Annotated in this window: 21 protein-coding genes, 4 tRNA genes, 1 rRNA gene and 1 other annotated feature; of the genes, 22 read left to right on the top strand and 4 right to left on the bottom strand. The window is 52.2% G+C overall.

From position 1 onward, the window contains the following. Window positions 1-21: 21 nt before the first annotated feature. The 10 genes from alaS (at window position 22) to luxS (ending at window position 7454) form a co-directional block, all read left to right on the top strand. Window positions 22-2649, top strand: coding sequence for an alanine--tRNA ligase (gene alaS, locus RZ35_RS10295; protein ID WP_026743225.1), 2628 nt, complete (start codon window positions 22-24; stop codon window positions 2647-2649). A 314-nt stretch (window positions 2650-2963) separates the two neighbouring features. Next, a complete protein-coding gene (gene csrA, locus RZ35_RS10290) occupies window positions 2964-3149 on the top strand; it encodes a carbon storage regulator CsrA (RefSeq protein WP_005972168.1) in 186 nt (61 codons plus the stop codon). A 313-nt stretch (window positions 3150-3462) separates the two neighbouring features. Further along, a tRNA-Ser gene (locus RZ35_RS10285) sits at window positions 3463-3555 on the top strand. Window positions 3556-3567: 12 nt separating this feature from the next. Beyond that, window positions 3568-3644 (top strand) — tRNA-Arg (locus tag RZ35_RS10280). 72 nt (window positions 3645-3716) lie between these two features. Further along, a tRNA-Arg gene (locus RZ35_RS10275) sits at window positions 3717-3793 on the top strand. 53 nt (window positions 3794-3846) lie between these two features. Further along, window positions 3847-3923 (top strand) — tRNA-Arg (locus RZ35_RS10270). Between the two features lie 218 nt (window positions 3924-4141). Then, entirely contained in the window at window positions 4142-4708 is a 567-nt protein-coding gene (gene yqaB, locus RZ35_RS10265) for a fructose-1-phosphate/6-phosphogluconate phosphatase (protein WP_026743224.1), read from the top strand. Further along, a complete protein-coding gene (locus tag RZ35_RS10260; protein ID WP_026743223.1) occupies window positions 4705-5133 on the top strand; it encodes a YqaA family protein in 429 nt (142 codons plus the stop codon). Before yqaB ends, RZ35_RS10260 begins: the two co-directional genes overlap by 4 nt. A gap of 82 nt (window positions 5134-5215) precedes the next feature. After that, window positions 5216-6769: a glutamate--cysteine ligase gene (gene gshA, locus RZ35_RS10255; RefSeq protein WP_026743222.1), complete on the top strand. Its 1554-nt coding sequence runs from the start codon at window positions 5216-5218 to the stop codon at window positions 6767-6769. 169 nt (window positions 6770-6938) lie between these two features. Continuing rightward, window positions 6939-7454 (top strand): S-ribosylhomocysteine lyase, encoded by a 516-nt coding sequence (luxS, locus tag RZ35_RS10250; protein ID WP_026743221.1) that lies wholly within the window; start codon window positions 6939-6941, stop codon window positions 7452-7454. Between the two features lie 57 nt (window positions 7455-7511). Here the strand turns inward: luxS and RZ35_RS10245 are convergent, their stop codons facing one another. Beyond that, window positions 7512-8306: a cytochrome C assembly family protein gene (locus tag RZ35_RS10245; RefSeq protein ID WP_026743220.1), complete on the bottom strand. Its 795-nt coding sequence runs from the start codon at window positions 8304-8306 to the stop codon at window positions 7512-7514. Between the two features lie 171 nt (window positions 8307-8477). Here RZ35_RS10245 and ffh point away from each other — a divergent pair, with 171 nt between their 5' ends. From ffh to tyrA, 8 genes are all read left to right on the top strand, one after another. Next, the gene (gene ffh, locus RZ35_RS10240; RefSeq protein ID WP_026743219.1) at window positions 8478-9839 is read left to right on the top strand and encodes a signal recognition particle protein; all 1362 of its coding nucleotides are present in this window, start codon (window positions 8478-8480) and stop codon (window positions 9837-9839) included. Window positions 9840-9997: 158 nt separating this feature from the next. Then, entirely contained in the window at window positions 9998-10246 is a 249-nt protein-coding gene (rpsP, locus tag RZ35_RS10235; protein ID WP_026739736.1) for a 30S ribosomal protein S16, read from the top strand. Window positions 10247-10264: 18 nt separating this feature from the next. After that, complete coding sequence (rimM, locus tag RZ35_RS10230) at window positions 10265-10813, top strand: ribosome maturation factor RimM (RefSeq protein WP_036153165.1); 549 nt, start codon at window positions 10265-10267, stop codon at window positions 10811-10813. Window positions 10814-10850: 37 nt separating this feature from the next. Beyond that, the gene (trmD, locus tag RZ35_RS10225; protein WP_026743217.1) at window positions 10851-11603 is read left to right on the top strand and encodes a tRNA (guanosine(37)-N1)-methyltransferase TrmD; all 753 of its coding nucleotides are present in this window, start codon (window positions 10851-10853) and stop codon (window positions 11601-11603) included. A gap of 65 nt (window positions 11604-11668) precedes the next feature. Next, complete coding sequence (rplS, locus tag RZ35_RS10220) at window positions 11669-12016, top strand: 50S ribosomal protein L19 (RefSeq protein WP_026739733.1); 348 nt, start codon at window positions 11669-11671, stop codon at window positions 12014-12016. A gap of 231 nt (window positions 12017-12247) precedes the next feature. Continuing rightward, a complete protein-coding gene (locus RZ35_RS10215) occupies window positions 12248-12856 on the top strand; it encodes a DUF6216 family protein (RefSeq protein WP_157755381.1) in 609 nt (202 codons plus the stop codon). A 582-nt stretch (window positions 12857-13438) separates the two neighbouring features. Continuing rightward, on the top strand, window positions 13439-14503 hold the full coding sequence (locus RZ35_RS10210; RefSeq protein WP_036153199.1) for a 3-deoxy-7-phosphoheptulonate synthase: 1065 nt from the start codon (window positions 13439-13441) through the stop codon (window positions 14501-14503). 11 nt (window positions 14504-14514) lie between these two features. Then, a complete protein-coding gene (gene tyrA, locus RZ35_RS10205) occupies window positions 14515-15633 on the top strand; it encodes a bifunctional chorismate mutase/prephenate dehydrogenase (protein WP_026743214.1) in 1119 nt (372 codons plus the stop codon). A 59-nt stretch (window positions 15634-15692) separates the two neighbouring features. Here tyrA and pheA read toward each other — a convergent pair whose 3' ends face one another. From pheA to bamD, 3 genes are all read right to left on the bottom strand, one after another. Beyond that, window positions 15693-16853, bottom strand: coding sequence for a bifunctional chorismate mutase/prephenate dehydratase (pheA, locus tag RZ35_RS10200; RefSeq protein ID WP_026743213.1), 1161 nt, complete (start codon window positions 16851-16853; stop codon window positions 15693-15695). 29 nt (window positions 16854-16882) lie between these two features. Continuing rightward, window positions 16883-17007 (bottom strand) — a sequence feature (Phe leader region). A gap of 111 nt (window positions 17008-17118) precedes the next feature. Further along, window positions 17119-17457 carry a ribosome-associated translation inhibitor RaiA gene (gene raiA / locus RZ35_RS10195; protein WP_026743212.1) on the bottom strand — a complete coding sequence of 113 codons (339 nt, stop codon included), beginning with the start codon at window positions 17455-17457 and terminating at the stop codon, window positions 17119-17121. 276 nt (window positions 17458-17733) lie between these two features. Continuing rightward, window positions 17734-18465 (bottom strand): outer membrane protein assembly factor BamD, encoded by a 732-nt coding sequence (gene bamD / locus RZ35_RS10190; RefSeq protein WP_026739727.1) that lies wholly within the window; start codon window positions 18463-18465, stop codon window positions 17734-17736. Window positions 18466-18598: 133 nt separating this feature from the next. On the opposite strand from bamD, the gene rluD reads away from it, so the two are divergent. From rluD to RZ35_RS10170, 4 genes are all read left to right on the top strand, one after another. Beyond that, entirely contained in the window at window positions 18599-19576 is a 978-nt protein-coding gene (gene rluD, locus RZ35_RS10185) for a 23S rRNA pseudouridine(1911/1915/1917) synthase RluD (protein WP_026743211.1), read from the top strand. A gap of 4 nt (window positions 19577-19580) precedes the next feature. Beyond that, window positions 19581-20303, top strand: a complete 723-nt coding sequence (gene yfiH / locus RZ35_RS10180; RefSeq protein WP_026743210.1) for a purine nucleoside phosphorylase YfiH — start codon at window positions 19581-19583, stop codon at window positions 20301-20303. 134 nt (window positions 20304-20437) lie between these two features. Further along, the gene (gene clpB / locus RZ35_RS10175) at window positions 20438-23011 is read left to right on the top strand and encodes an ATP-dependent chaperone ClpB (RefSeq protein WP_026743209.1); all 2574 of its coding nucleotides are present in this window, start codon (window positions 20438-20440) and stop codon (window positions 23009-23011) included. Window positions 23012-23480: 469 nt separating this feature from the next. Beyond that, window positions 23481-24219: ribosomal RNA gene (locus RZ35_RS10170) — 16S ribosomal RNA — on the top strand; the annotation flags it as partial.

Below are 24219 nucleotides of genomic sequence, written 5' to 3'. Positions count from 1 at the left end.
TAGCTTGATTTCAGGACAATTATGAGCAAGAGCACCGCTGAGATCCGTCAAGCGTTTCTCGATTTTTTCCACAGTAAGGGACACCAGATTGTCCCCAGTAGCTCCCTAGTACCTAATAACGATCCAACACTGTTATTTACGAATGCGGGGATGAACCAGTTTAAGGACGTATTTCTTGGTCTGGATAAGCGTAGCTATTCGCGCGCGACTACGTCTCAGCGTTGCGTGCGTGCCGGTGGGAAACATAACGATCTCGAAAACGTAGGTTATACCGCACGTCATCACACTTTCTTTGAAATGCTGGGTAACTTTAGCTTCGGCGACTACTTCAAGCATGAAGCTATCCGCAACGCCTGGGAATTACTGACCGGCGAGCAGTGGTTCAATCTGCCTAAAGAAAAGCTATGGGTGACCGTCTACGCGACGGATGACGAAGCCTTCAATATCTGGGCTGACGAAATTGGCGTTCCGCGCGAGCGCATCATTCGTATTGGCGACAACAAAGGCGCGCCCTATGCGTCAGATAACTTCTGGCAGATGGGCGATACGGGGCCATGCGGCCCATGTTCCGAAATCTTTTACGACCACGGCGACCACATCTGGGGCGGACCTCCAGGCTCTCCGGAAGAAGACGGCGACCGCTATATCGAGATTTGGAACCTGGTGTTCATGCAGTTTAACCGTCAGGCCGACGGCACCATGCTGCCTCTGCCCAAGCCTTCGGTGGATACCGGCATGGGGCTGGAACGTATTTCAGCGGTACTGCAGCATGTGAACTCCAACTACGAAATCGATCTGTTCAAAACACTGATCGCTGACGTGGCGAAAGTCATTGGTACAGACGATCTTGATAATAAATCGCTACGTGTCATTGCCGATCATATTCGTTCTTGTGCTTTCCTGATCGCAGATGGCGTCATGCCGTCCAATGAAAACCGCGGTTATGTGTTGCGCCGTATCATTCGACGCGCCGTACGTCACGGCAATATGCTGGGCGCCAAAGATACCTTCTTCTATAAGTTAGTGGCGCCGCTGATTAGCGTTATGGGGCCGGCCGCAGAAGACTTGAAACGTCAGCAAGCGCTGGTCGAACAGGCGTTGAAGAATGAAGAAGAGCAGTTTGCTCGGACGCTGGAACGTGGGTTGGCACTGCTGGACGAAGAGATTAATGGCCTGCAGGGCGATACGTTGGATGGCGAAGCGGCTTTCCGTTTGTACGACACTTACGGCTTCCCGCTGGATTTGACCGCGGATGTGTGCCGTGAGCGCAATATCAAGGTCGATGAAGAAGGCTTTGAGCGGGCGATGGACGCGCAGCGCCAGCGAGCTCGTGAAGCGAGCGGCTTTGGCGTGGATTATAACAGCCAGATCCGCGTCGATACGGCCACTGACTTCTGCGGCTACGAAAACACAGCAGGCAATGCCAGCATTATTGCGCTTTACCGTGAAGGTCAATTGGTCGATGAAATTCATGCCGGTGAAGATGCCGTGGTCATTTTGGACAACACGCCGTTCTACGGTGAGTCCGGTGGTCAGGTGGGGGACCGGGGTGAACTGAAAACGACCGATGCGCGTTTCGTGGTGGAAGATACCCAGAAATATGGTCAGGCTATTGGTCATATCGGTAAACTCAGCCATGGTACGCTGAGAATTAATGGTACTGTGAATGCCGTTGTTGACCAGGCGCGTCGCGATCGTATTCGTCTGAACCACTCTGCGACGCATCTGCTGCATGCGGCACTTCGTCAGGTGCTGGGTGAGCATGTCGCTCAGAAAGGTTCATTGGTTAATGACCGTCATCTGCGTTTCGACTTCTCGCATACGGAAGCCATGAAACCGGAGCAGATTCGCCAGGTTGAAGATATTGTCAATGCTCAGGTTCGTCGCAATTTGCCGATCGAAACCGAAGTGATGGCGATTTCAGAGGCGAAGTCAAAAGGCGCTATGGCGCTCTTTGGCGAAAAGTACGATGACCATGTTCGTGTGCTGACAATGGGTGACTTCTCGATAGAGTTGTGCGGCGGCATCCATGCCAGCCGCACGGGCGACATCGGCCTGTTCCAAATTGTGTCGGAATCAGGCNCTGCTGCGGGTATTCGCCGTATCGAAGCCGTGACGGGCGAGAATGCCATCAACGCACTGCATCGTCAGAGCGATGTATTGCAGGAAGTGACCGCACTGGTTAAAGGCGATAGCAATAATCTGGCGGAAAAAGTACGTTCTGTCATCGATCGCACGCGTACGCTGGAAAAAGAATTACAGCAGTTGAAAGCGCAGCAGGCAGCACAAGAAAGTTCCTCTTTGGCAGGCAAAGCGAAAGAGGTGAAAGGCGTGAAACTGCTGGTTGTCCAGTTGGATAACGTTGAGCCCAAGATGCTGCGTACGATGGTCGATGACCTGAAAAACCAGTTGGGGTCAGCGATTATCGTTCTGGCTACGACAGCCGAAGGTAAGGTCAGCCTTATCTCCGGAGTGACGAAAACGTTGACCAGCAAGGTGAAAGCTGGGGAGCTCATCGGCTTTGTCGCCAGTCAGGTTGGCGGTAAGGGCGGTGGTCGGCCTGATATGGCCCAGGCCGGAGGCAGTGACGTTAACGCCCTGCCAGCGGCTCTGGAGAGCGTTGAAGCCTGGGTGGNTGATAAGCTATAACTAATTTATCAATGTTATCTAGACATACGTCGTAACCTTTAACAGTTTTGGCGCCTTGGGCTTGCGGAAACGGACGAACGCAAGCCAGATGGAGTTTACCGGCCCTTTGAAAACCGGGGCCTGTGAGACCTTCCATCTGGCTGTGATAACAAAAATCGCAAGCTGTCTTATATCGACTAGACTGAACATTAGTAACAACTATGAGTGGGATGATGAACAATCATCATCTGGGTTTACGTTTTCTTGGCCCATGACGGATAATGGTGAGAAAATGAAGGGGCCTGACTCTTTATAATCTTTTCAAGGAGCAAAGAATGCTTATTTTAACTCGTCGAGTTGGCGAAACCCTCATGATCGGCGATGAGGTTACGGTTACTGTACTGGGAGTAAAGGGCAATCAGGTACGCATTGGTGTCAACGCGCCCAAAGAGGTCTCCGTTCACCGCGAAGAGATTTATCAGCGAATTCAGGCAGAGAAGTCTCAGCCAACATCGTATTAATTGACAATGCGTCTCGCAAAACGAGGCGCCATTGCTTCTATCGCTCGTTTTAGTCGTATTTCCCGTTTTTCCCGTTTTTCCCATCTAAGTTCCGCATTTGTTTCTTCATGCTAGCGAGCATGATAAGCAATTGTTTTTCTGTTGATAAAATACACGTTGTGTTGCCAATCTGTACGTATTGACCGCGAAGTGTGCAAACAAACAGGGTGAGGGAAAAATTGTTTGACTTATAAGTCGTGGAAAGTAATATGTGCGCCACGCAGTACCGGTGAGCACGAAACGAAAGATGAGTTGAGTATCACTGGTGATGTTAGGTGAGGTGGCCGAGAGGCTGAAGGCGCTCCCCTGCTAAGGGAGTATGCGGTCAAAAGCTGCATCGAGGGTTCGAATCCCTCCCTCACCGCCATTAATTGATAATGCATCCGTAGCTCAGCTGGATAGAGTACTCGGCTACGAACCGAGCGGTCGGAGGTTCGAATCCTCCCGGATGCACCATCANACAGTTTGTTGTCCTGATGGCTCCTTGTAGTTCATCAGAGAAAAGAGAAGTTTGCAGTTAGTTCTTATGCATCCGTAGCTCAGCTGGATAGAGTACTCGGCTACGAACCGAGCGGTCGGAGGTTCGAATCCTCCCGGATGCACCATCNCTACTGTTTCATCCTCTGTTTTCAAAATTCTTAGCGCACCATTCTGATATGCATCCGTAGCTCAGCTGGATAGAGTACTCGGCTACGAACCGAGCGGTCGGAGGTTCGAATCCTCCCGGATGCNCCATCTTCTTTCTTAGATTTATTTTCCCCTTTATCTTCTTGTTTCTCTGCCTGAGTTCTTCATTTTCTCCAGCGCTGTATCACGCTTCCCATTAGTTCTCTTCCTCCGGTTTCTTACAATCACCATAATGGCCTGTTTTTTATATGGTTATTGAATAAGCGACAAGTTTTTGACTTTGCGCTAAAGTAGATATCCTTTTTTTAAAGTGCCATGGAGGCAAGATGTACGATCGCTATCTGGGCCTCATATTCGATATGGATGGCACTATTCTGGATACCGAGCACACTCACCGTCTGGCCTGGAGACAGGTGCTTGCGCGGCGGGGAGTGGAGTATGATCCAGCGCCTCTTGTGTCACTCAATGGCGCGCCAACCTGGCGTATCGCCGAATTTATCATTGCCAGACATCAGCTCGAACTCGATCCTCACCAACTCGCAGAAGAAAAAACTTCGCTAGTGATGGAAATGTTGCTGGATGCCGTCAGACCGTTGCCGCTGATGGACGTGGCGAAGCATTATCACGGCCGGCGGCCAATGGCGGTTGGAACAGGAAGTCGACATGCGATGGCGGAACAGCTACTAAGCCATCTTGGGGTCAGACACTATTTTGATGTGATTGTGGGCGCCGACGACGTGGAAAATCATAAGCCGTTCCCCGATACCTTCCTGCGTTGCGCCGAACTGATCCAGGTAGCCCCTCAAGACTGTGTCGTTTTTGAAGATGCCGACTTCGGTATTGAAGCCGCGAGGCGGGCAAATATGGACGTTGTCGATGTCAGAACGTTGTGAATGAAGTCTGGTCTTTCATCTCGCTTTTCGGAAGCAGCTTTCTCAGCGCCACGTTATTACCCGGCAGCTCGGAGGTTGTGCTGGTGTCGCTGTTGGTCGCAAAAACGTCCAGCCCATGGCTTCTGGTCGCTATCGCAACGGCCGGTAACACGCTTGGCGGTTTAACCAATATGATCGTCGGCCGACTCATACCCGAACGCCACGGCGGGGGAGGGCGAGCTATGGCTCAGCGCTGGTTAGAGCGTTATGGTGTTGCTGCGCTATTATTTAGCTGGGTGCCTATCATTGGAGATATGCTCTGCGTCTTGGCGGGCTGGCTACGTTTACCGTGGGGGCGAGCTTCGCTCTGTATTTTTATTGGGAAAACGCTACGTTATCTTGTGCTGTGCTGGATGACGTTACAAGGGGTTGCATGGTGGTCCTAGCCAGTTTTAATCGCGTCGGATGGACGGCATCCGACATCAGTTATGCTAACAACTATTACATATTAACTAACGGGAGGTCGCTTTGATCCCGGACGTATCAGAATCTCTGTCCTGGCTGGAACAACATCCTCAGGCCATCAAGGGAATTCAGCGAGGAATAGAACGCGAAACATTGCGTGTTATGGCCAATGGACATCTGGCGCAGACCGGACATCCGGAAACGTTAGGGGCCGCATTGACGCACTCGTGGATCACCACAGATTTTGCCGAGTCTTTGTTAGAGTTTATTACTCCGGTTGATAAAGATATTCATCATCTGCTGACGTTCCTGCGCGACATTCACCGATATGTCGCTCAGCATCTGGGTGAAGAAAGAATGTGGCCGCTCAGCATGCCGTGCTTCGTCGCCGCGGAAGATGATATTGAACTGGCCCAATACGGCTCATCCAATATTGGACGGATGAAGACGCTGTACCGCGAAGGGCTGAAAAATCGTTATGGCGCTCTGATGCAAACCATTTCCGGCGTGCATTACAATTTCTCTTTGCCGCTATCTTTTTGGCAGCAAAAAGCGGGCGTGGTCGATGAAATCAGCGGTAAGTCCGCGATCTCATCCGGCTATTTTCAGCTGATTCGCAATTATTATCGCTTTGGCTGGGTCATCCCTTACCTTTTTGGCGCCTCCCCAGCTGTCTGCTCTTCGTTCCTGCAGGGGAAAAAATCCTCCATTCCTTTTAAGCGTACGGAAAATGGCCTTTGCTATCTGCCTTATGCCACTTCGCTGCGTCTCAGCGATCTGGGGTATACCAACAAGTCGCAGAGCAATCTGGGCATTACCTTCAACGATCTGGATACGTATGTCGCAGCGCTTAAACAGGCTATTGCCACCCCTTCAGAAGATTATGCTCGACTGGGCGTGAAACGAGATGGTCGCTACCTTCAGCTCAATACCAACGTTCTGCAGATAGAAAACGAATTGTATGCGCCAATCCGCCCTAAACGTGTCACGCGCTCGGGAGAGAAGCCCTCAGATGCTTTGCTGCGTGGTGGCGTCGAGTACATCGAGGTCAGATCGCTCGACATTAACCCCTTTTCCGCCACGGGTGTCAGTGAAGAGCAGGTGCGCTTCCTCGACCTATTTCTGATTTGGTGCGCACTGGCCGATGCGCCGGATATGAGCAGTGAAGAGCTGCAATGTACTCGTAAAAATTGGAATCGCGTTATTCTTGAAGGGCGTAAGCCCGGACAAACCATCGGGATGGGCTGTGATTCGCGGCAGCAGCCGTTGGCTGAAGTCGGGCGCGAGCTGTTTGCCGATTTACGTCGGGTAGCGGAATTGCTGGATAAAGAGCATGATGAACCTTGTTATCAGCAGGTCTGTGATAACCTAGTCGCCCAGTTTGACGATCCAGAAAGCACGTTCTCAGGCCGATTGTTGAAAATGATGCTTGAAGAAGGGAGTGGAGGCGTCGGTTTGGCGCTGGCGGCCCAATATCGTGAAACCTTGCGAAAAGAGCCGTTGGAAATCCTGACCGAAAGCCAGTTTATCGCCGAGTCTGAACGCTCATGGCTGCGGCAGCGACAGCTGGAATCTGAAGATAAACAAAGTTTTGACGAGTTTCTTGCCGCGCAATAACAGCGGGTAAAAAAAGAAACGGCCACACCGTAGTGTGGCCAAATAAACATCTCTGTTAATAGGGATGATGATGATAAATGCGCGTCTTTCATATGTTATGACTTGCGCCAAGAAAAAAAGTTTCCTGGAAACCAGAAAAAAACATTTTTTTCGATGAGGAGGTGGCAACATGCCATTACTAGATAGCTTTACTGTCGATCATACGCGTATGGCAGCCCCTGCGGTACGGGTCGCAAAAACCATGAAAACTCCTAACGGCGATACCATCACGGTCTTCGACCTGCGTTTCTGCCGTCCTAACCATGAAATCATGCCGGAACGCGGTATTCATACGTTGGAGCATCTGTTTGCCGGTTTCATGCGCGACCATCTGAATGGTGAAGGGGTCGAGATCATCGATATATCCCCGATGGGATGCCGCACGGGTTTTTACATGAGCCTAATTGGGACGCCGGATGAAGTCCGCGTGGCTAAGGCTTGGAAAGCTTCAATGGAAGACGTTCTGAAAGTGAAAGAGCAGCGGAAGATCCCTGAACTGAACGAGTTCCAGTGCGGTACTTATGATATGCACTCCTTGACCGAAGCGCAGGATATTGCTCGCCACATCCTGGAGCACGATGTTCGGGTCAATAAGAATGATGAGCTGGCCTTGCCTAAAGACAAGCTGGCTGAGCTGCATATCTGACAGCCTTGAGAAAAAAAGAGAGCATAGCGCTCTCTTTTTTGTGTCTGAAACGTAAGTTTAATGAACGAGAAAAGGATTAATCATACGGCTGCCGAAATAGGACAGCGTCAACAGCAGCGCTCCTATGAGGTTGAAGTAAACCACACGGCGACCCCTCCAGCCTTCATGGTAGTGCCCCCACAGCAGCAGAATATAGACGAACCAGGCTAGCAAAGAGAACAGCGCCTTGTGGAGATTCTCTTTATTGTTGAGCAAGTCGCTCATGTAAAACATCCCGGTGCACAATGTCAGCGTCAGTAGAATCACCCCGACCTGAGTGATGTGGAACATCTTGCGTTCAATGCTGAGCAGCGGCGGCATATCCGACGTAAATCCCAACATTTTATTCTTCAACATGTAGTCCAGAGACGCCATTTGCAGCGCGTACAGCGCGGCAATCATCAGCGTGGCGTAGGCGAACAGCGCCAGGCCGATATGCACCATCAACCCAGGTTCATTTTCGAGATGAGTGATGAATTCACCCGGCATAAACGTCGCGAATGCCAGGTTTATTAGCGCGAAAGTATAGACAACGGGCAGCAGAAACCAGCCGCGATTGCGTGTGGCGACGAAGGTCATGACCGAACAGATCATCAGACTGACTAGCGAGCCGATGTTGAGCAGGCTCAGATTCTGCCCGGCGTAGACATCAAAGATGCGTTGATAGAGCGCCACGGCATGACAGGCAAGCGCGAGCACCGCGGAAGCGACTGCCAACCGACGAAAGGCGCTGTTCTTTTTCAACAGGCTGGGAACAATCAGCCCCAGGCTGAGCGAATAGGCCGCTAAAGCCACGATGGCGAAAACAGACATAGCGTTAGATTATTTAATACCGACAGAGTAATAAGGACGGCCAGTATAGCCTTAGTCATTACGGCCCACCAACCTGTTATCCGTAAACACGCGCGGAGATTGCCGCCGCTTTCGTGTTATAATCCCCACCGTTCACGTCGCGATAGCGGCCAGTTTACGTTGAGCAGAGCTATGTTTGAAAATCTAACCGATCGACTATCGCGCACTTTGCGCAACATCAGCGGCCGTGGCCGACTGACTGAAGAGAATATTAAAGAGACGCTGCGCGAAGTTCGCATGGCGTTACTTGAAGCCGATGTGGCACTGCCTGTGGTGCGTGATTTCATCAATCGCGTCAAAGAGCGGGCTGTCGGCCACGAGGTAAATAAAAGCCTGACGCCGGGGCAGGAGTTCGTCAAGATCGTTCAGAACGAACTGGTTTCCTCCATGGGCGAGGTTAATGCCGAGCTGAATCTGGCGGCGCAGCCTCCTGCCGTTGTCCTGATGGCGGGTTTGCAAGGTGCGGGTAAAACGACCAGCGNCGGTAAGCTGGGTAAGTTCCTGCGCGAAAAGCAGAAGAAAAAAGTGCTGGTGGTTTCAGCGGACGTGTATCGCCCTGCGGCGATCAAGCAGCTGGAAACGTTGGCGCAGACGGTTGGGGTCGACTTTTTCACTTCCGACGCCGGTCAAAAGCCGGTTGATATCGTCAATCAAGCGTTAAAACATGCCCAACTGCAGTTTTATGATGTGCTGCTGGTAGATACCGCGGGTCGACTGCACGTTGATGACGCGATGATGGATGAGATCAAGCAGGTCCATGCAGCATTAAATCCCGTGGAAACTCTGTTTGTGGTCGATGCCATGACGGGGCAGGATGCGGCGAACACGGCGAAAGCGTTTAACGAAGCGCTGCCGCTGACCGGTGTGATCCTGACTAAAATCGACGGTGACGCCCGTGGCGGTGCGGCGCTGTCTATCCGCCATATCACTGGCAAACCGATCAAATTTCTCGGCGTCGGTGAAAAAACGGAGGCGCTGGAGCCGTTCCACCCGGATCGTATCGCGTCCCGTATTCTGGGAATGGGTGACGTCCTGTCCCTGATCGAAGAGCTGGAAACCAAGGTCGACCGCACCCAAGCCGAGAAGCTGGCGAAAAAGCTGAAAAAGGGCGACGGGTTTGACCTGACCGACTTCCTAGACCAGCTCAAGCAGATGCGCAACATGGGCGGCATGGCCAGCATGATGAGCAAGCTGCCTGGTATGGGCCAACTGCCGGATAACGTCAAGTCACAGATGGATGACAAGGTTCTGGTGCGTATGGAAGCCATCATCAACTCCATGACGCAGAAAGAGCGCGCTAAACCTGAAATTATCAAGGGATCACGCAAACGCCGTATCGCTATGGGTTCAGGCATGCAGGTGCAAGACGTCAATCGGCTGCTGAAGCAGTTCGACGACATGCAGCGCATGATGAAGAAGATGAAAAATGGCGGTATGGCGAAAATGATGCGCGGAATGAAAGGTATGATGCCACCGGGCTTTCCGGGGCGCTAACGTCCGATGTTTTACCGCGGCGTAGAAAGTATTCGGGGATGAAACACGCTTTAGATTGCTTTTTACGCCAAAATGAGTAAAATTTTCGGGCTTTTTATATGACACTGGGCCCCGTTCCTCGATGGGGCCCGGTTGTTTTATTCACTAAAGAGGATGTTATGGTAACTATTCGTTTGGCACGTGGCGGCGCTAAAAAACGCCCGTTCTACCAAGTCGTCGTGACCGATAGCCGCAATGCGCGCGACGGTCGTTTTATTGAGCGTGTAGGTTTCTTCAACCCGATCGCAACCGGTCAGGCCGAAGCACTGCGTCTGGACCTGGATCGTATCGAGCACTGGGTTGGCCAGGGCGCTACCGTTTCTGATCGCGTTTCTGCGCTGATCAAAGACGCTAAAAAAGCAGCATAACCTGTTGCGGTGGTGACAATGAGCAAGCAGCTTAGCCCTCAAGCCCCGAAAAACCCGGTAGTTCTCGGGAAAATGGGGTCTACGTATGGCATCAGAGGTTGGCTCAGAGTGTTTTCCTCCACCGAAGATGCCGAAAGTATTTTTGACTATCAGCCCTTGTATCTCCGGAATAAAGGCGGTTTGCAGCTCATCGAAATAGAGAGCTGGAGGCACCATAATCAGGACCTGATCATCAAGATCAAAGATGTTGAAGATCGGGATGCCGCGAATCTGTTGACCAATTGCGAGATTGTTGTCGACGTCTCTCAGCTTCCTGAGCTGGATGAGGGTGATTATTACTGGAAAGATCTTATTGGCTGTGAAGTCGTAACCGTCAACGGTTACGGGCTGGGCAAAGTCATCGATATGATGGAAACCGGTTCGAACGACGTGATGGTGGTAAGAGCTAACCTGAAAGATGCTTACGGGGTCAAGGAGCGGTTAATTCCGTTCCTGACAGAGCAGGTGATCAAGCATGTTGACCTCTCTACTCATCGTATTGAAGTAGATTGGGATCCTGGTTTTTGATCTCCGTACAACGCGCAGTAACGGGTGGAACGATGCTATGTGGATTGGGGTAATCAGCCTGTTTCCAGAAATGTTCCGCGCCATTACTGATTATGGAGTCACTGGCCGGGCAGTAAAAAATGGCCTGCTGAGCGTAGAATATTGGAGTCCGCGAGACTTCACCTACGACCGGCATCGCACCGTGGACGATCGCCCTTATGGCGGTGGCCCCGGGATGCTGATGATGGTGCAGCCTTTGCGGGATGCGATTCATGCAGCTAAAGCAGCGGCAGGCGAAGGCGCTCGGGTGATTTATCTGTCACCACAGGGCCGCAAATTAGATCAGCAAGGCGTACGTCAACTTGCCACAAATGAGAAGATGATTCTGGTCTGTGGAAGGTACGAGGGGATTGACGAGCGCGTAATCAAAACCGAAGTCGACGAAGAGTGGTCTATCGGTGATTATGTACTCAGTGGCGGCGAACTGCCGGCAATGACGCTGATTGACTCTGTTTCCCGGTTTATCCCGGGCGTGCTGGGTCATGAAGCTTCCGCAGAAGAAGACTCTTTTGCGGATGGGTTGCTGGATTGCCCCCATTTCACCCGGCCTGAAGTGTTGACGGGGATGGAAGTGCCGGCGGTTTTACTGTCAGGCAACCATGCTGAAATACGTCGCTGGCGTTTGAAGCAGTCGCTGGGCCGAACCTGGCTTAGAAGACCTGAACTTCTGAAAAGCCTAGCTCTGACTGACGAGCAAACAAGGTTGTTGGCTGAATTCCAACGGGAACATCAGTCACAACAAGAGTATTAGGGGGCCGTGACGGCGCAGTGCCGGGCGAACCCATATATCAGTTTACCTAGGGTAAGAGACATATTATGAGCAACATCATTAAACAGATCGAACAAGAGCAGATGAAGCAAGACGTACCTTCATTCCGTCCGGGTGATTCCGTGGAAGTGAAGGTATGGGTCGTTGAAGGTTCTAAAAAACGTCTGCAGGCATTCGAGGGCGTGGTTATCGCTATTCGTAACCGCGGTCTGCATTCTGCATTCACTGTTCGCAAGATTTCTAACGGCGAAGGCGTGGAACGTGTATTCCAGACGCATTCTCCAGTAGTGGATAGCATTACTGTGAAACGCCGTGGTGCCGTACGTAAAGCGAAACTGTACTACCTGCGTGAGCGTGCTGGTAAGTCTGCTCGTATCAAAGAGCGTCTTAACTAAGAACGCGCTTTCGCGACATCCGAAAGTCGTTTTGAATGAGGGGGTGGCCTATATGCCGCCCCTTTTTTTGTATGCAAAAAGCGTTAAATTAACGGGGGTATATCGAATATTCGAGATCTAAGGAGAAATCATGGACAACTTAGAGCAAGTTAACGCTATTCTGGGGAGTCCCTTTGAGGGATTTTTTCGGCCACTACGGCATTTTTCGCCATAGTCGCTCGGCTCTGGCTCATGACTGTTCCTGAAGATCGAAAAGGGTGGGGAGTTATTGAGGGAGTGAAACCCTGGATGATCAGACTGAGCGGAATAAAATGTAGAAAGAAGCTGCTTAAGCCTCCGAGTTGGTTCGATTATGTTGCCGCCGCTATTTTTTTCATTTTGTTTGTTAGCCAGTTAAGTATGATGACTTACGTCATGGGCCGCTATGTTATCAGCGTTCCCCACGACTGGGCGTCATTAACGATGAAGGNGGAAGGGAAAGAGAACTTCCTGTTAACGCTGGATAAAGCTAAGGGGGTAGTCGATCAGCAACCTTGGGAAATCACGCCCACTAACTGTAGGAGCAAATCTTACAACGATATCTCACTTGATTTACNCCTTTCTCCCGCGCTGATACGGACCGTATGCGATCACATTGGTATGGAAAGCTCACAGCGTAATATTCAAAAAAAGATCGATGAGACGCGCTATAACAAAGTTTGGTTTATCGTCACTTATCTATATTTCCTGCTGTTTTTTGTTTTCATTCTTGCCTCGATATTCTCAGACATCCTGTTGCGTAAAAAAGCCGTCGCCCACCATGAGAAAGAAAAAGCCATTGCTGAACAGTACTTAACGTAGCCTAGCTGTAGGGGGCAGAGGTTGACTCTCTTTAAACCACGTTATCCACATTCAATGAAAAAACGGTGCCGTTCTTACGCTCAGTTCAAATCGAATTAGCTTGAGAACTCGGTGATGATGATAAATAAAATACAGTTGAGTGTAATTATAAGTTTACATACGGCGACTGGTTGAGGATTTTCTTTTTGTCTTTGAGGCGGTTTTCTTCAACTTCAGTGTCTGACGAGAAAATTGTTCAACTTCCGTCTAGGGTTTTGGGTTGTGTCTGAGCCCCCCCATTTGGTGGTGTTTCTTTTTTATTATATGTTTTTAATGATATTTAAATTTCAATGGGGAGTGATTCAATGCTTTTGGCGTCACCCCTCTTCAGTATGGCAAGGCGTCCCAGGACAGTGAAGGTTTGTCTATGTCGGTGACTGTCCTCAAGAGCGGAGTCTGCCTGGTGTGACACTCCGCTTATAGCGGTAATTATAACTTTACAGAGTGTGGTTTTAAAGATTTACACCCTATGGTAGTGTGTCCCGAGTCATTTCATAACCGCCGCCATTGCATAGGCACAGCATAAGGGACAGGACGATGATCATGCAGAAAGACGCGCTGAATAACGTCAATATCGTTGAAGAGCAGATATTGATTACTCCGGATGAATTAAAGGCGAAGTTTCCCCTGAGTGAAGAAGCTCAGCAGGCGATTTCTCGCTCCCGACAAGCCGTGGCGGATATTATCCACGGCCGCGATAATCGGTTGCTGATTGTGTGCGGTCCTTGTTCCATCCATGACACCGATGCCGCGCTGGAGTATGCCCGCAGGTTACAGGCTCTGTCGGCAGAGCTGAGCGACAGGCTCTATATCGTCATGCGTGTCTATTTCGAAAAGCCCCGGACCACCGTGGGCTGGAAAGGGTTGATCAGCGATCCGCATATGGACGGTTCGTGCGATGTGGAAACCGGGCTGCATGTTGCGCGCGACCTGCTGCTGAAACTGGTGAATATCGGTCTTCCCCTGGCGACGGAAGCGCTGGACCCCAATAGTCCGCAATACCTCGGCGACCTTTTCAGCTGGTCAGCTATCGGAGCGAGAACCACGGAGTCGCAGACTCACCGTGAGATGGCATCCGGGCTTTCCATGCCGGTCGGATTCAAGAATGGCACAGATGGCAGCCTTGGCACCGCTATCAATGCTATGAAGGCCGCCTCGATGGCGCACCGTTTCATGGGGATCAACCAAAGCGGGCAGGTTTGCCTGCTACATACGCAGGGGAATACCGACGGTCATGTTATTTTGCGTGGCGGAAAAAGACCGAACTACAGCGCGGAAGACGTGGCGGAATGCGAAAAACAGATGCGTGATGCGGGACTGAAACCGGCCCTGATGATAGATTGTAGCCACGGAAATTCGAACAAAGATTATCGTCNCCAGCCGCTGGTGGTGGCGTCTGCCGTGGAGCAGCTCAAAGCCGGCAATCGGTCCATTATCGGCCTGATGCTGGAAAGCCACTTGAATGAAGGCAGCCAGTCTTCCGAACAGCCGCGTTCTCAGATGCATTACGGTGTGTCTGTCACGGATGCCTGCATTAGCTGGGATAAGACCGAATCATTATTGCGATCGGTGCACCAGGACCTTGGCGCGATACGCACCCATCAGTAAGGAGAAGAGTCATGACCGCTGAACTGACCGCGTTACGTGATCAGATTGACGAGGTAGATCAGGCACTATTGGCATTGTTGTCTCGGCGGTTAAAACTCGTCGCAGAAGTGGGCGAAGTCAAAAGTCACTATGGATTACCGATTTATGCGCCAGACCGGGAAGCGGAAATGCTGGCTTCTCGTCGAAAGGAGGCCGAGGCCCTAGGGGTTCCTCCCTCTTTGATTGAAGATGTGCTGCGGCGCGTCATGCGTGAATCCTATTCCAGCGAAAATGACAAAGGGNTTAAAACGTTGAACCCTTCACTGCGGTCGGTCGTCATTATCGGCGGTCGCGGTCAGATGGGACGCATGTTCGATAAAATGCTGACCCTTTCTGGTTACCAGGTCAAAACCCTGGAACAGGAAGACTGGCCTCGGGCGAACGAACTGCTGGCGGATGCGGGAATGGTGATCGTCAGCGTACCCATTCATCTTACCGAACAGGTGATTGCCCAACTGCCGCCGCTGCCGAAGGACTGCCTGCTGGTGGATTTGGCATCGGTCAAAAATGGCCCGCTGCAGGCGATGCTGGCCGTACATCAGGGGCCGGTCGTGGGGCTGCACCCGATGTTCGGGCCGGATACGGGCAGTCTGGCCAAGCAGGTGGTGGTGTACTGCGATGGGCGCCAACCCGAAGCCTATCAGTGGCTGCTGGAACAGATTCGAGTGTGGGGCGCGCGTTTGCATCGCATTAGCGCGGTCGAGCACGATCAAAATATGACCTTCATTCAGGCATTGCGCCATTTCACGACGTTTGTTTACGGGTTACACCTGACGGAAGAGAATGTTCAGATCGAACAATTGCTGGCGCTGTCATCGCCCATATATCGGCTGGAGCTGGCGATGGTGGGGCGGCTGTTTGCACAGGACCCGCAGCTTTACGCGGACATCATCATGTCATCCGGCAACAACTTGGCTTTGATCAAGCGTTATTACGAGCGGTTCGGCAAAGCGATTGCGCTCTTAGAGAATGGTGATAAAGCGGCGTTCATCAATAGTTTTAAGAAAGTGGAGCATTGGTTCGGCGACTATTCTCGTCGCTTTATGAGCGAAAGCCGTACATTGTTACGACAGGCCAACGATATCCGCTAGCCCTTCATCTGCAAGAACACTGCGCCGCCATCTCCTTATGGACATGGCGGCGTTTGCGTTTAACCGCCCAAATCGACCGGGACGACATTTTCGCTAGGGTAGCAGCCGAGGACTTTCAGCGAACGAGTGATCGCCGTGAGTTCATTGATGGCTTTCTGCATCGGCTTGCTGCGCAGGTTTGCCTGGACATCAATGTAAAACATCTCTTCCCACGGGTTGCCGTGGATAGGACGAGACTCCAGTTTGGTCATGATAATGCCTTGATCCCGCAGAACCTGTAATGCTTCGACCAGCGCGCCGGATTGCTGGCCGGTCGCCATAATTAACGTGGTTTTAGCCGGAACCTGTTCTGCAACGTCGATTTGCTTGCGAGCCAATACGATGAAGCGGGTGTAGTTTTGGGTCTGGTTCGCCAGGTTGTGCTCCAGCACCTGCAGATTGTAAAGCGTACCTCCGGCCTCACTCCCTAGCGCCGCGGCGTGAGGGGAGTTCAGCTCGGCCACTTTCGCCATCGCGGCGGCGCTGCTTTCGCAATACTCGATTTTCCAGTGGGGGAAGCGATTGATAAAATGGCTGCATTGCTGGAAAGGCTGAGGATGGCTATAAACGGTTTGGATCTGGTCAAGCTGAGTGTCTGTAGCCACCAACACGCAGTGGTCGATCGGGTTGGAAAGTTCGCCCACGATCGACAATCCTGTGTGTTGCAGCAGATCGTAGACGTCGTTAATCGATCCTGAACTGGTGTTTTCGATCGGTAAAACGCCGTAATCTGCGTGGCCATTCTCAACCGTGGTGAAAATATCCTGAAACTTCTGGCAGCCGCATTCGATGATCTGATCGAAGTGACGCGCGGTGTATTGACGTGCGGCCAGGNGGGAATAGGAGCCTTTAGGGCCGAGGAACGCCNCACGAGCCGAGAGTGCGCCGGTTTGATTCAGGTGCTGTTGGAGCAAAGCCTGCTGGGTCAGTACGGAGTCCTCGATGATCAGCTGGAACAGCCGGGTGATGTAGTGACCATCGAGTTGATACTTCTTGCCCGCTTCTACCAGGCGCGCCAGCAGGTCGCGTTCACGCTCTTTGTCTCTGATAGGACGATGCGTGGTTTGCTTAGCGCGGGCAACGTCCAGAGCCAACGCTCGTCGTTGAGCCAGAAGCTCCAGCAACTGTAAATCCAGCGCGCTGATGCGGTCGCGCAGTGCTAATAATGGATTGTCGGTCATTTTGCTTTACCCTGTTTGCTGTCCAGAACAAAAAAAAGCCTCCTGTTTTCAGGAGGCTTTTTGTTCGTCTTCGTATTCTTACTCACACGACCAAGCGCCCCCCCTGCGGGGGAAGAAAAAGAAGAATACGAAGAACAATGAGTGGTGTGTCATCGATGAAATCCTGATGGTTGATAGGGCTAGGTTAACGACTGCCTTTTCATCCTGTCAATAAAAAACGCGCCTTTCGGCGCGTTAACAACATCGACGGTAGGGAAGACGGGAATTACTCTTCCGGGGTTGGCAGCGGCGCGATGTCTTTGAGGCAGGTGTCTGCACGGCGCGCTTCGCCTTTATGCTGAACCTTATTCAACTGTCGTTCGAGCTTGGCGATGAGTTCGTTGACCGCAACATACATGTCTTCATGTTTTGCGCTTGCGACTAGCGGTCCGTTCGGTGTGCCAATGGTGGCATCAGCGACAAAGCCTTTGGGTTCTTTCGACAGGATAATGTGTGGGTTGATTAGGTTGGTTTGCCACTTGTCCAGCTTGGTGAGACGGTCTTCGACATGTTTGCGTATTGCCGGGGTGATATCCATTTGCTTACTGGTAATGTTGATAGTCATAAACGTTTACCTCTCTGCCTTGTCCGTCTTGGATAATTTCAGCATACCCCGAGATGGCTAAAATGGCAGGGTTTTGAGTCTTTTTTTTGTCATATATCGGAATGGTCGTGTAATTTGTGAGCGACTTTTGGAATTACGGCCGCAAGCCTTGTCAGTGATGGGGCGTTATGCCAATCTTTTCAATATTTGCCGCCTGACATTGCCTTGCCTAATAGGCATTGGGCATAAAAAAGGCAGCCTAAGCTGCCGTTGTGCAATCCTTTCAAACGCATTCGATCAGGCTTGATTAGCCGAGATCAGCTTAGCGACTTTGTCGGCCTCTCCGGTCAACTGCATCTGGCGATAAGCATTTTCCATCAGCGGCAGAGCCGTACGCGTGGCCTGCGTATCCGGGTAGTCTTTCAGCATCTGCTCAACACGATTAACCACCGCGACATAAGCGCCGCGTTTCGTGTAATATTGCGCGACCGAAAGTTCATACTTCGCCAAACGCTCTTTCAGAAACGCCAGACGTTTGCCGGCATCGGTCACATACAGGCTGCGAGGATAGCCCTCCGCCAGTTGGCTGAACGCCTTGAAGGCGGCGCGAGCATACTGCGGATCGCGGTCTGAACGATCTACACCGAAGAAACCCTGCAATGCACTGTCATCTAACGCCATGTTGGTTAATCCGCGCATGTACAACACGTAATCCACATTGGGACTCGTGGGGTTCAGACGCAGGAAACGGTCGATGGATGCCTGAGCTAACGGTAACTCAGCAGATTTATAGTAGGCGTAGATCAGGTCAAGCTGAACCTGCTGGGAATAAGGGCCGAATGGATAACGGTTATCCAACGCTTCCAACTGCGTAATGGCTGCCTTAAAGTTGCCCTCCTGCAATTTCTCCTGCGCGGTGGCGTAAAGCTCGGCAGGTGGACGGTCTGGAACCGCATCCTTGGTGCTGGAACAACCCGCCAGCACCAGGCTCAACGTGGCAGCAGCCACCAGATATTTCATACGCGTCATGACGTTTTGATTATCCTCAGAGTGTTTTTTTACGGGAAACTGTCCGTTAAGCTCCCGATGAAGACCAGCTACAATGGTACATGATTTTATACGGCATCGCCGTTAAAACCCAACGTAAAAGAAGCGGCATACTATGGCACAACAAGTACAACTCACCGCAACGGTGGCCGAATCGCAACTCGGACAACGTTTAGATCAGGCTTTAGCCGAATTGTTCCCTGATTATTCACGTTCTCGCTTAAAAGAGTGGATTCTGGACCAGCGCGTGCAGGTGAATGGCACCGTGATTGATAAACCTAAAGAGAAGGTGCTGGGAGGCGAAACGATTGCCGTCGACGCGTTGATCGAAGAGGAAGCCCGTTGGGAACCTCAGGCGATCCCGCTGGATATCGTCTATGAAGATCAGGATATTCTGGTCATCAACAAGCCGCGAGGCCTGGTCGTCCATCCGGGCGCGGGCAATCCGGACGGCACCGTGCTGAATGCGCTGCTTCATTATTGTCCCGAGATTGTCGATGTGCCGCGTGCCGGCATTGTGCATCGACTGGATAAAGACACCACCGGGCTGATGGTGGTCGCCAAAACCGTGCCGGCGCAGACCCGGCTGGTGGAATCGCTGCAGGCCCGCGAAATCACGCGTGAATATGAAGCCGTGGCGATTGGTAATATGACGGCGGGCGGCATGGTGGAAGAACCTATTGCGCGTCACCCTACGAAACGCACGCACATGGCCGTGCATCCGATGGGCAAACCGGCGGTCACTCATTACCGGATTATGGAGCATTTCCGTGCTCATACCCGGCTCAGACTCCGTCTGGAAACGGGGAGAACCCACCAGATTCGCGTTCATATGTCCCATATCGCACATCCGCTGGTCGGCGATCCGCTCTATGGCGGCCGTCCCCGTCCCCCGAAAGGCGCATCGGACGAATTCATCAGCGTGCTGCGCGGCTTCGACCGTCAGGCGCTCCACGCCACCATGCTGAGACTGTACCATCCCGTCACCGGTATTCAGATGGAGTGGCATGCAGCGTTACCGCAGGACATGGTGGATTTGGTCGCCGCACTGAAAGCGGATACCGACGAGTTCAAGGATNAACTGGACTGGTGACGACATGCTGATTCAGCCCGACTGGCCCGCGCCAGCGTCCATCCGCTCCTGTTCTACCACGCGTAGCGGGGGAAGCAGCAGCGAACCCTATGCTTCTCTTAATCTCGGCCACCACGTGGGCGATGACATCGCATGCGTGGAGCAAAATCGCCGTCGGTTGGTGGCAGACGCCGAACTCCCTGCTGAGCCGCATTGGCTTCAGCAGGTGCATGGGACTCAGGTCGTCAATCTTGACGACGCATTTCCCGGGACGACGGGGGATGCTGTCTATACCTCCCGTCAAGGCAAGGTCTGTGCGGTGATGACGGCCGATTGTTTGCCGGTGCTGTTTTGTTCGTTGAAAGGGAATGAGGTTGCGGCGGCGCATGCGGGTTGGCGAGGCTTACAGGCCGGTGTGCTGGAACAGACGCTGCAGGCTTTCCGGGCGGCGTCATCGGACATTATGGCGTGGCTCGGTCCCGCTATTGGACCGCAGCAATTTGAGGTCGGCGCTGAGGTGCGGGAGGCGTTCATGGAGAGCGACCCCGCTGCGGCGCACGCGTTTGTCGCGCGTGACGATAAGTACCTGGCCGACATTTTTCAGCTAGCCCGACTGCGACTGCGCGCGGCGGGCGTCACCCGCATTTACGGCGGCGAATACTGCACGGTGGGCCGTCCGCAACACTTCTTCTCCTACCGCCGCGACGGCGTAACCGGTCGGATGGCAAGTTTAATCTGGCTGATATAACCTTCTGAATTAGGACGGTCCAGCGCGTAGAACATTATTCCTACTATTATTACTGACAAATCATCTTGAAAATTTGGGGCTAGGCCTCATCTAATCTCCAGTAGCACATTTGATCAGTACAAATCGGAGGAGTTATGCGTCTGGATCGTCTTACAAACAAGTTCCAGCTTGCCCTCGCTGATGCCCAATCTCTCGCTCTTGGTCGAGACAATCAATTTATCGAACCACTGCATTTAATGAGTGCCCTTTTAAATCAGGAAGGAAGCACGGTCAGCCCGCTGTTAACCGCAGCTGGCGTTAATGTCGCTCAACTGAAACAAGAGATTGAGCAGGCGTTAAGCCGTCTTCCGCAGGTTGAAGGGACGGGGGGCGATGTACAGCCATCCAATGAATTGGTGCGGACATTAAATCTTTGCGACAAGCTGGCTCAGAAAAGGGGTGACACCTTTATATCGTCGGAAATGTTTGTTCTGGCGGCGTTGGAAGCGCGGAGCACGTTGACGGATCTGTTAAAGAACGCCGGCGCAAACATGGATAGCGTGACCAAAGCGATTGACCAAATCCGTGGAGGAGAAAACGTGAACGAACAAGGGGCTGAAGATCAGCGCCAGGCATTGAAAAAATTCACGATTGATTTAACCGAACGAGCCGAGCAGGGCAAGTTGGACCCCGTCATCGGTCGTGATGAAGAAATTCGTCGCACTATTCAGGTGCTTCAGCGCAGAACCAAAAACAATCCGGTACTCATCGGCGAGCCAGGGGTCGGTAAAACGGCCATCGTCGAAGGGTTGGCGCAGCGTATCGTCAACGGGGAAGTGCCGGAAGGGTTGAAGAATAAACGCGTGCTGGCGCTGGATATGGGCTCGCTGGTAGCGGGCGCCAAGTTCCGCGGCGAATTCGAAGAGCGCCTGAAAGGCGTCTTGAATGATCTCTCGAAACAGGAAGGTAGCGTTATCCTGTTTATCGACGAACTGCACACAATGGTCGGCGCGGGTAAAGCCGACGGTGCTATGGATGCGGGCAATATGCTGAAGCCTGCGTTGGCACGCGGTGAGCTGCACTGCGTTGGGGCGACCACGTTGGACGAATATCGCCAGTACATTGAGAAAGATGCTGCATTAGAGCGTCGATTCCAGAAAGTGTTTGTGGCCGAACCGACGGTGGAAGACACCATCGCGATTCTGCGCGGGTTAAAAGAACGCTATGAATTGCATCATCATGTTCAGATCACGGACCCGGCGATTGTGGCTGCGGCGACGTTATCCCATCGTTATGTCGCAGATCGTAAGCTGCCGGACAAGGCGATTGACCTGATCGATGAGGCGGCATCCAGCATTCGTATGCAAATCGACTCGAAGCCTGAGGCGCTGGACCGTTTGGACCGACGCATCATTCAACTGAAGCTTGAACAGCAGGCGTTGAAGAAAGAGTCTGACGACGCCAGCCTGAAACGGCTTGAGATTTTGAATACCGAGCTGGAGGAGAAAGAGCGTGACTACTCTAAGCTGGAAGAGGAATGGAAAGCCGAAAAAGCCTCGCTGACGGGGACTCAGAATATTAAGGCCGCGTTGGAACAGGCCAAAATTGAATTGGAACAGGCGCGCCGTCAAGGCGATTTGGGCCAAATGTCGGAATTGCAGTACGGCAAGATACCTGAGCTGGAAAAACAGCTGGCAGCGGCGACGCAGTCGGAAGGTAAAACCATGCGCCTGCTGCGTAACAAGGTGACGGACACCGAAATCGCTGAAGTGTTAGCGCGTTCTACCGGCATTCCGGTATCAAGAATGCTGGAAGGTGAACGAGAAAAACTTCTGCGCATGGAAGATGAGCTGCATCAGCGGGTGATTGGACAGAATGAAGCGGTGGAAGCGGNGGCGAACTCAATCCGACGTAGCCGCGCCGGCTTGGCCGATCCTAATCGTCCTATTGGTTCGTTCCTTTTCCTGGGGCCGACAGGGGTGGGGAAAACCGAGCTATGCAAAACGCTGGCGAAATTCCTTTTCGATAGCGACGATGCGATGGTGCGCATCGATATGTCCGAATTCATGGAAAAACATTCGGTATCCCGACTGGTGGGGGCGCCCCCGGGATATATCGGTTATGAGGAAGGGGGTTACCTCACGGAAGCGGTGAGACGCCGTCCTTATTCCGTCATTTTGCTGGATGAAGTCGAGAAGGCGCACCCTGATGTGTTCAACATCCTACTGCAGGTGCTGGATGATGGCCGCTTGACAGATGGGCAGGGACGAACGGTGGATTTCCGTAACACGGTGGTCATCATGACGTCCAATCTGGGATCGGACGTGATTCAGGAACGGTTCGGCGAGATGAGCTATAACCAGATGCGCGATATGGTCATGAATGTCGTCAACCACCATTTCCGCCCTGAGTTCATCAACCGTATTGATGAAGTCGTGGTCTTCCATCCGTTAGGCCGGGAACACATCACGTCAATTGCCCAGATTCAGCTGCAGCGTTTGTACCAGCGACTGGAAGAACGGGGCTATAGCGTGACGATTTCTGAACCTGCGTTGGAGATGCTGGGTAAAATCGGGTTCGATCCGGTATATGGCGCCCGCCCATTGAAGCGTGCCATACAGCAACTGATCGAAAACCCGCTAGCGCAGCAAATATTGTCAGGCAAGCTGCTTCCGGGTAAGCCGATTACCCTGGATGTTGATGGTGAGTCTATCGTCGCGCATCAGTAGCGTTAGGCTGTTTCACACAACGAAAAGCCCAGAGTCTTTTATCTCTGGGCTTTTTTGTTGATTAAATACGCATTTCGAGGCTTTAAACCGCACTGGATTGATGTTTTGGTTTAAATGTGAGCGGTCGGTCATTTTTTTGCATTTAGCGCTTGTCAGCCCGAAATAACTCCCTATAATGCGCTCCCACTGACACGGCGCAGCGGACAACGCGACGCGGTGACAGTCGGAGAAAAACGAAGAAAGTCGTTGACTCTGAATGAGGTAAGCGTAGTATACGCGGCCTCACGTTAGTCGCAACGGCGGCAACGAAACGCTCTTTAACAATTTAATCAGACAATCTGTGTGGGCACTCACAAGACACTATCGCAATCAGATACGAAAAAGTCTTGAAGAGTGAACAACAGTTAATTCATTACGAATGAACAGTAAATTCTTTGAGCATCGCTATTAACTTAGCAAATCAAGCTTTTAATTGAAGAGTTTGATCATGGCTCAGATTGAACGCTGGCGGCAGGCCTAACACATGCAAGTCGAGCGGCAGCGGAAGGAAGCTTGCTTCCTTGCCGGCGAGCGGCGGACGGGTGAGTAATGTCTGGGGATCTGCCCGATGGAGGGGGATAACTACTNGAAACGGTAGCTAATACCGCATANCGNCGCAAGACCAAAGNGGGGGNCCTTCGGGCCTCACACCATCGGATGAACCCAGATGGGATTAGCTAGTAGGCGGGGTAAAGGCCCACCTAGGCGACGATCTCTAGCTGGTCTGAGAGGATGACCAGCCACACTGGAACTGAGACACGGTCCAGACTCCTACGGGAGGCAGCAGTGGGGAATATTGCACAATGGGGGAAACCCTGATGCAGCCATGCCGCGTGTATGAAGAAGGCCTTCGGGTTGTAAAGTACTTTCAGCGGGGAGGAAGGCAGTGAACTTAATACGTTCGCTGATTGACGTTACCCGCAGAAGAAGCACCGGCTAACTCCGTGCCAGCAGCCGCGGTAATACGGAGGGTGCAAGCGTTAATCGGAATGACTGGGCGTAAAGCGCACGCAGGCGGTTTGTTAAGTCAGATGTGAAATCCCCGAGCTTAACTTGGGAACTGCATTTGAAACTGGCAGGCTAGAGTCTTGTAGAGGGGGGTAGAATTCCAGGTGTAGCGGTGAAATGCGTAGNGATCTGGAGGAATACCGGTGGCGAAGGCGGCCCCC

Source organism: Lonsdalea quercina subsp. quercina, assembly GCF_000688655.1.
In the GTDB taxonomy this organism is placed as follows: Bacteria; Pseudomonadota; Gammaproteobacteria; order Enterobacterales; family Enterobacteriaceae; genus Lonsdalea; species Lonsdalea quercina.
The sequence above is the reverse complement of the archived record's forward strand: the minus strand, read 5'-3'. Positions and strand labels throughout refer to the sequence as shown.

What these genes read in the sequence shown, in the direction of transcription:
- rpsP (WP_026739736.1), top strand. Translation starts at nt 9,998, where the DNA reads ATGGTAACTATTCGTTTGGCACGTGGCGGCGCTAAAAAACGCCCGTTC.
- RZ35_RS10245 (WP_026743220.1), bottom strand. Translation starts at nt 8,306, where the DNA reads ATGTCTGTTTTCGCCATCGTGGCTTTAGCGGCCTATTCGCTCAGCCTG.
- raiA (WP_026743212.1), bottom strand. Translation starts at nt 17,457, where the DNA reads ATGACTATCAACATTACCAGTAAGCAAATGGATATCACCCCGGCAATA.
- rplS (WP_026739733.1), top strand. Translation starts at nt 11,669, where the DNA reads ATGAGCAACATCATTAAACAGATCGAACAAGAGCAGATGAAGCAAGAC.
- rimM (WP_036153165.1), top strand. Translation starts at nt 10,265, where the DNA reads ATGAGCAAGCAGCTTAGCCCTCAAGCCCCGAAAAACCCGGTAGTTCTC.
- yfiH (WP_026743210.1), top strand. Translation starts at nt 19,581, where the DNA reads ATGCTGATTCAGCCCGACTGGCCCGCGCCAGCGTCCATCCGCTCCTGT.
- yqaB (WP_026743224.1), top strand. Translation starts at nt 4,142, where the DNA reads ATGTACGATCGCTATCTGGGCCTCATATTCGATATGGATGGCACTATT.
- bamD (WP_026739727.1), bottom strand. Translation starts at nt 18,465, where the DNA reads ATGACGCGTATGAAATATCTGGTGGCTGCTGCCACGTTGAGCCTGGTG.
- luxS (WP_026743221.1), top strand. Translation starts at nt 6,939, where the DNA reads ATGCCATTACTAGATAGCTTTACTGTCGATCATACGCGTATGGCAGCC.
- csrA (WP_005972168.1), top strand. Translation starts at nt 2,964, where the DNA reads ATGCTTATTTTAACTCGTCGAGTTGGCGAAACCCTCATGATCGGCGAT.
- trmD (WP_026743217.1), top strand. Translation starts at nt 10,851, where the DNA reads ATGTGGATTGGGGTAATCAGCCTGTTTCCAGAAATGTTCCGCGCCATT.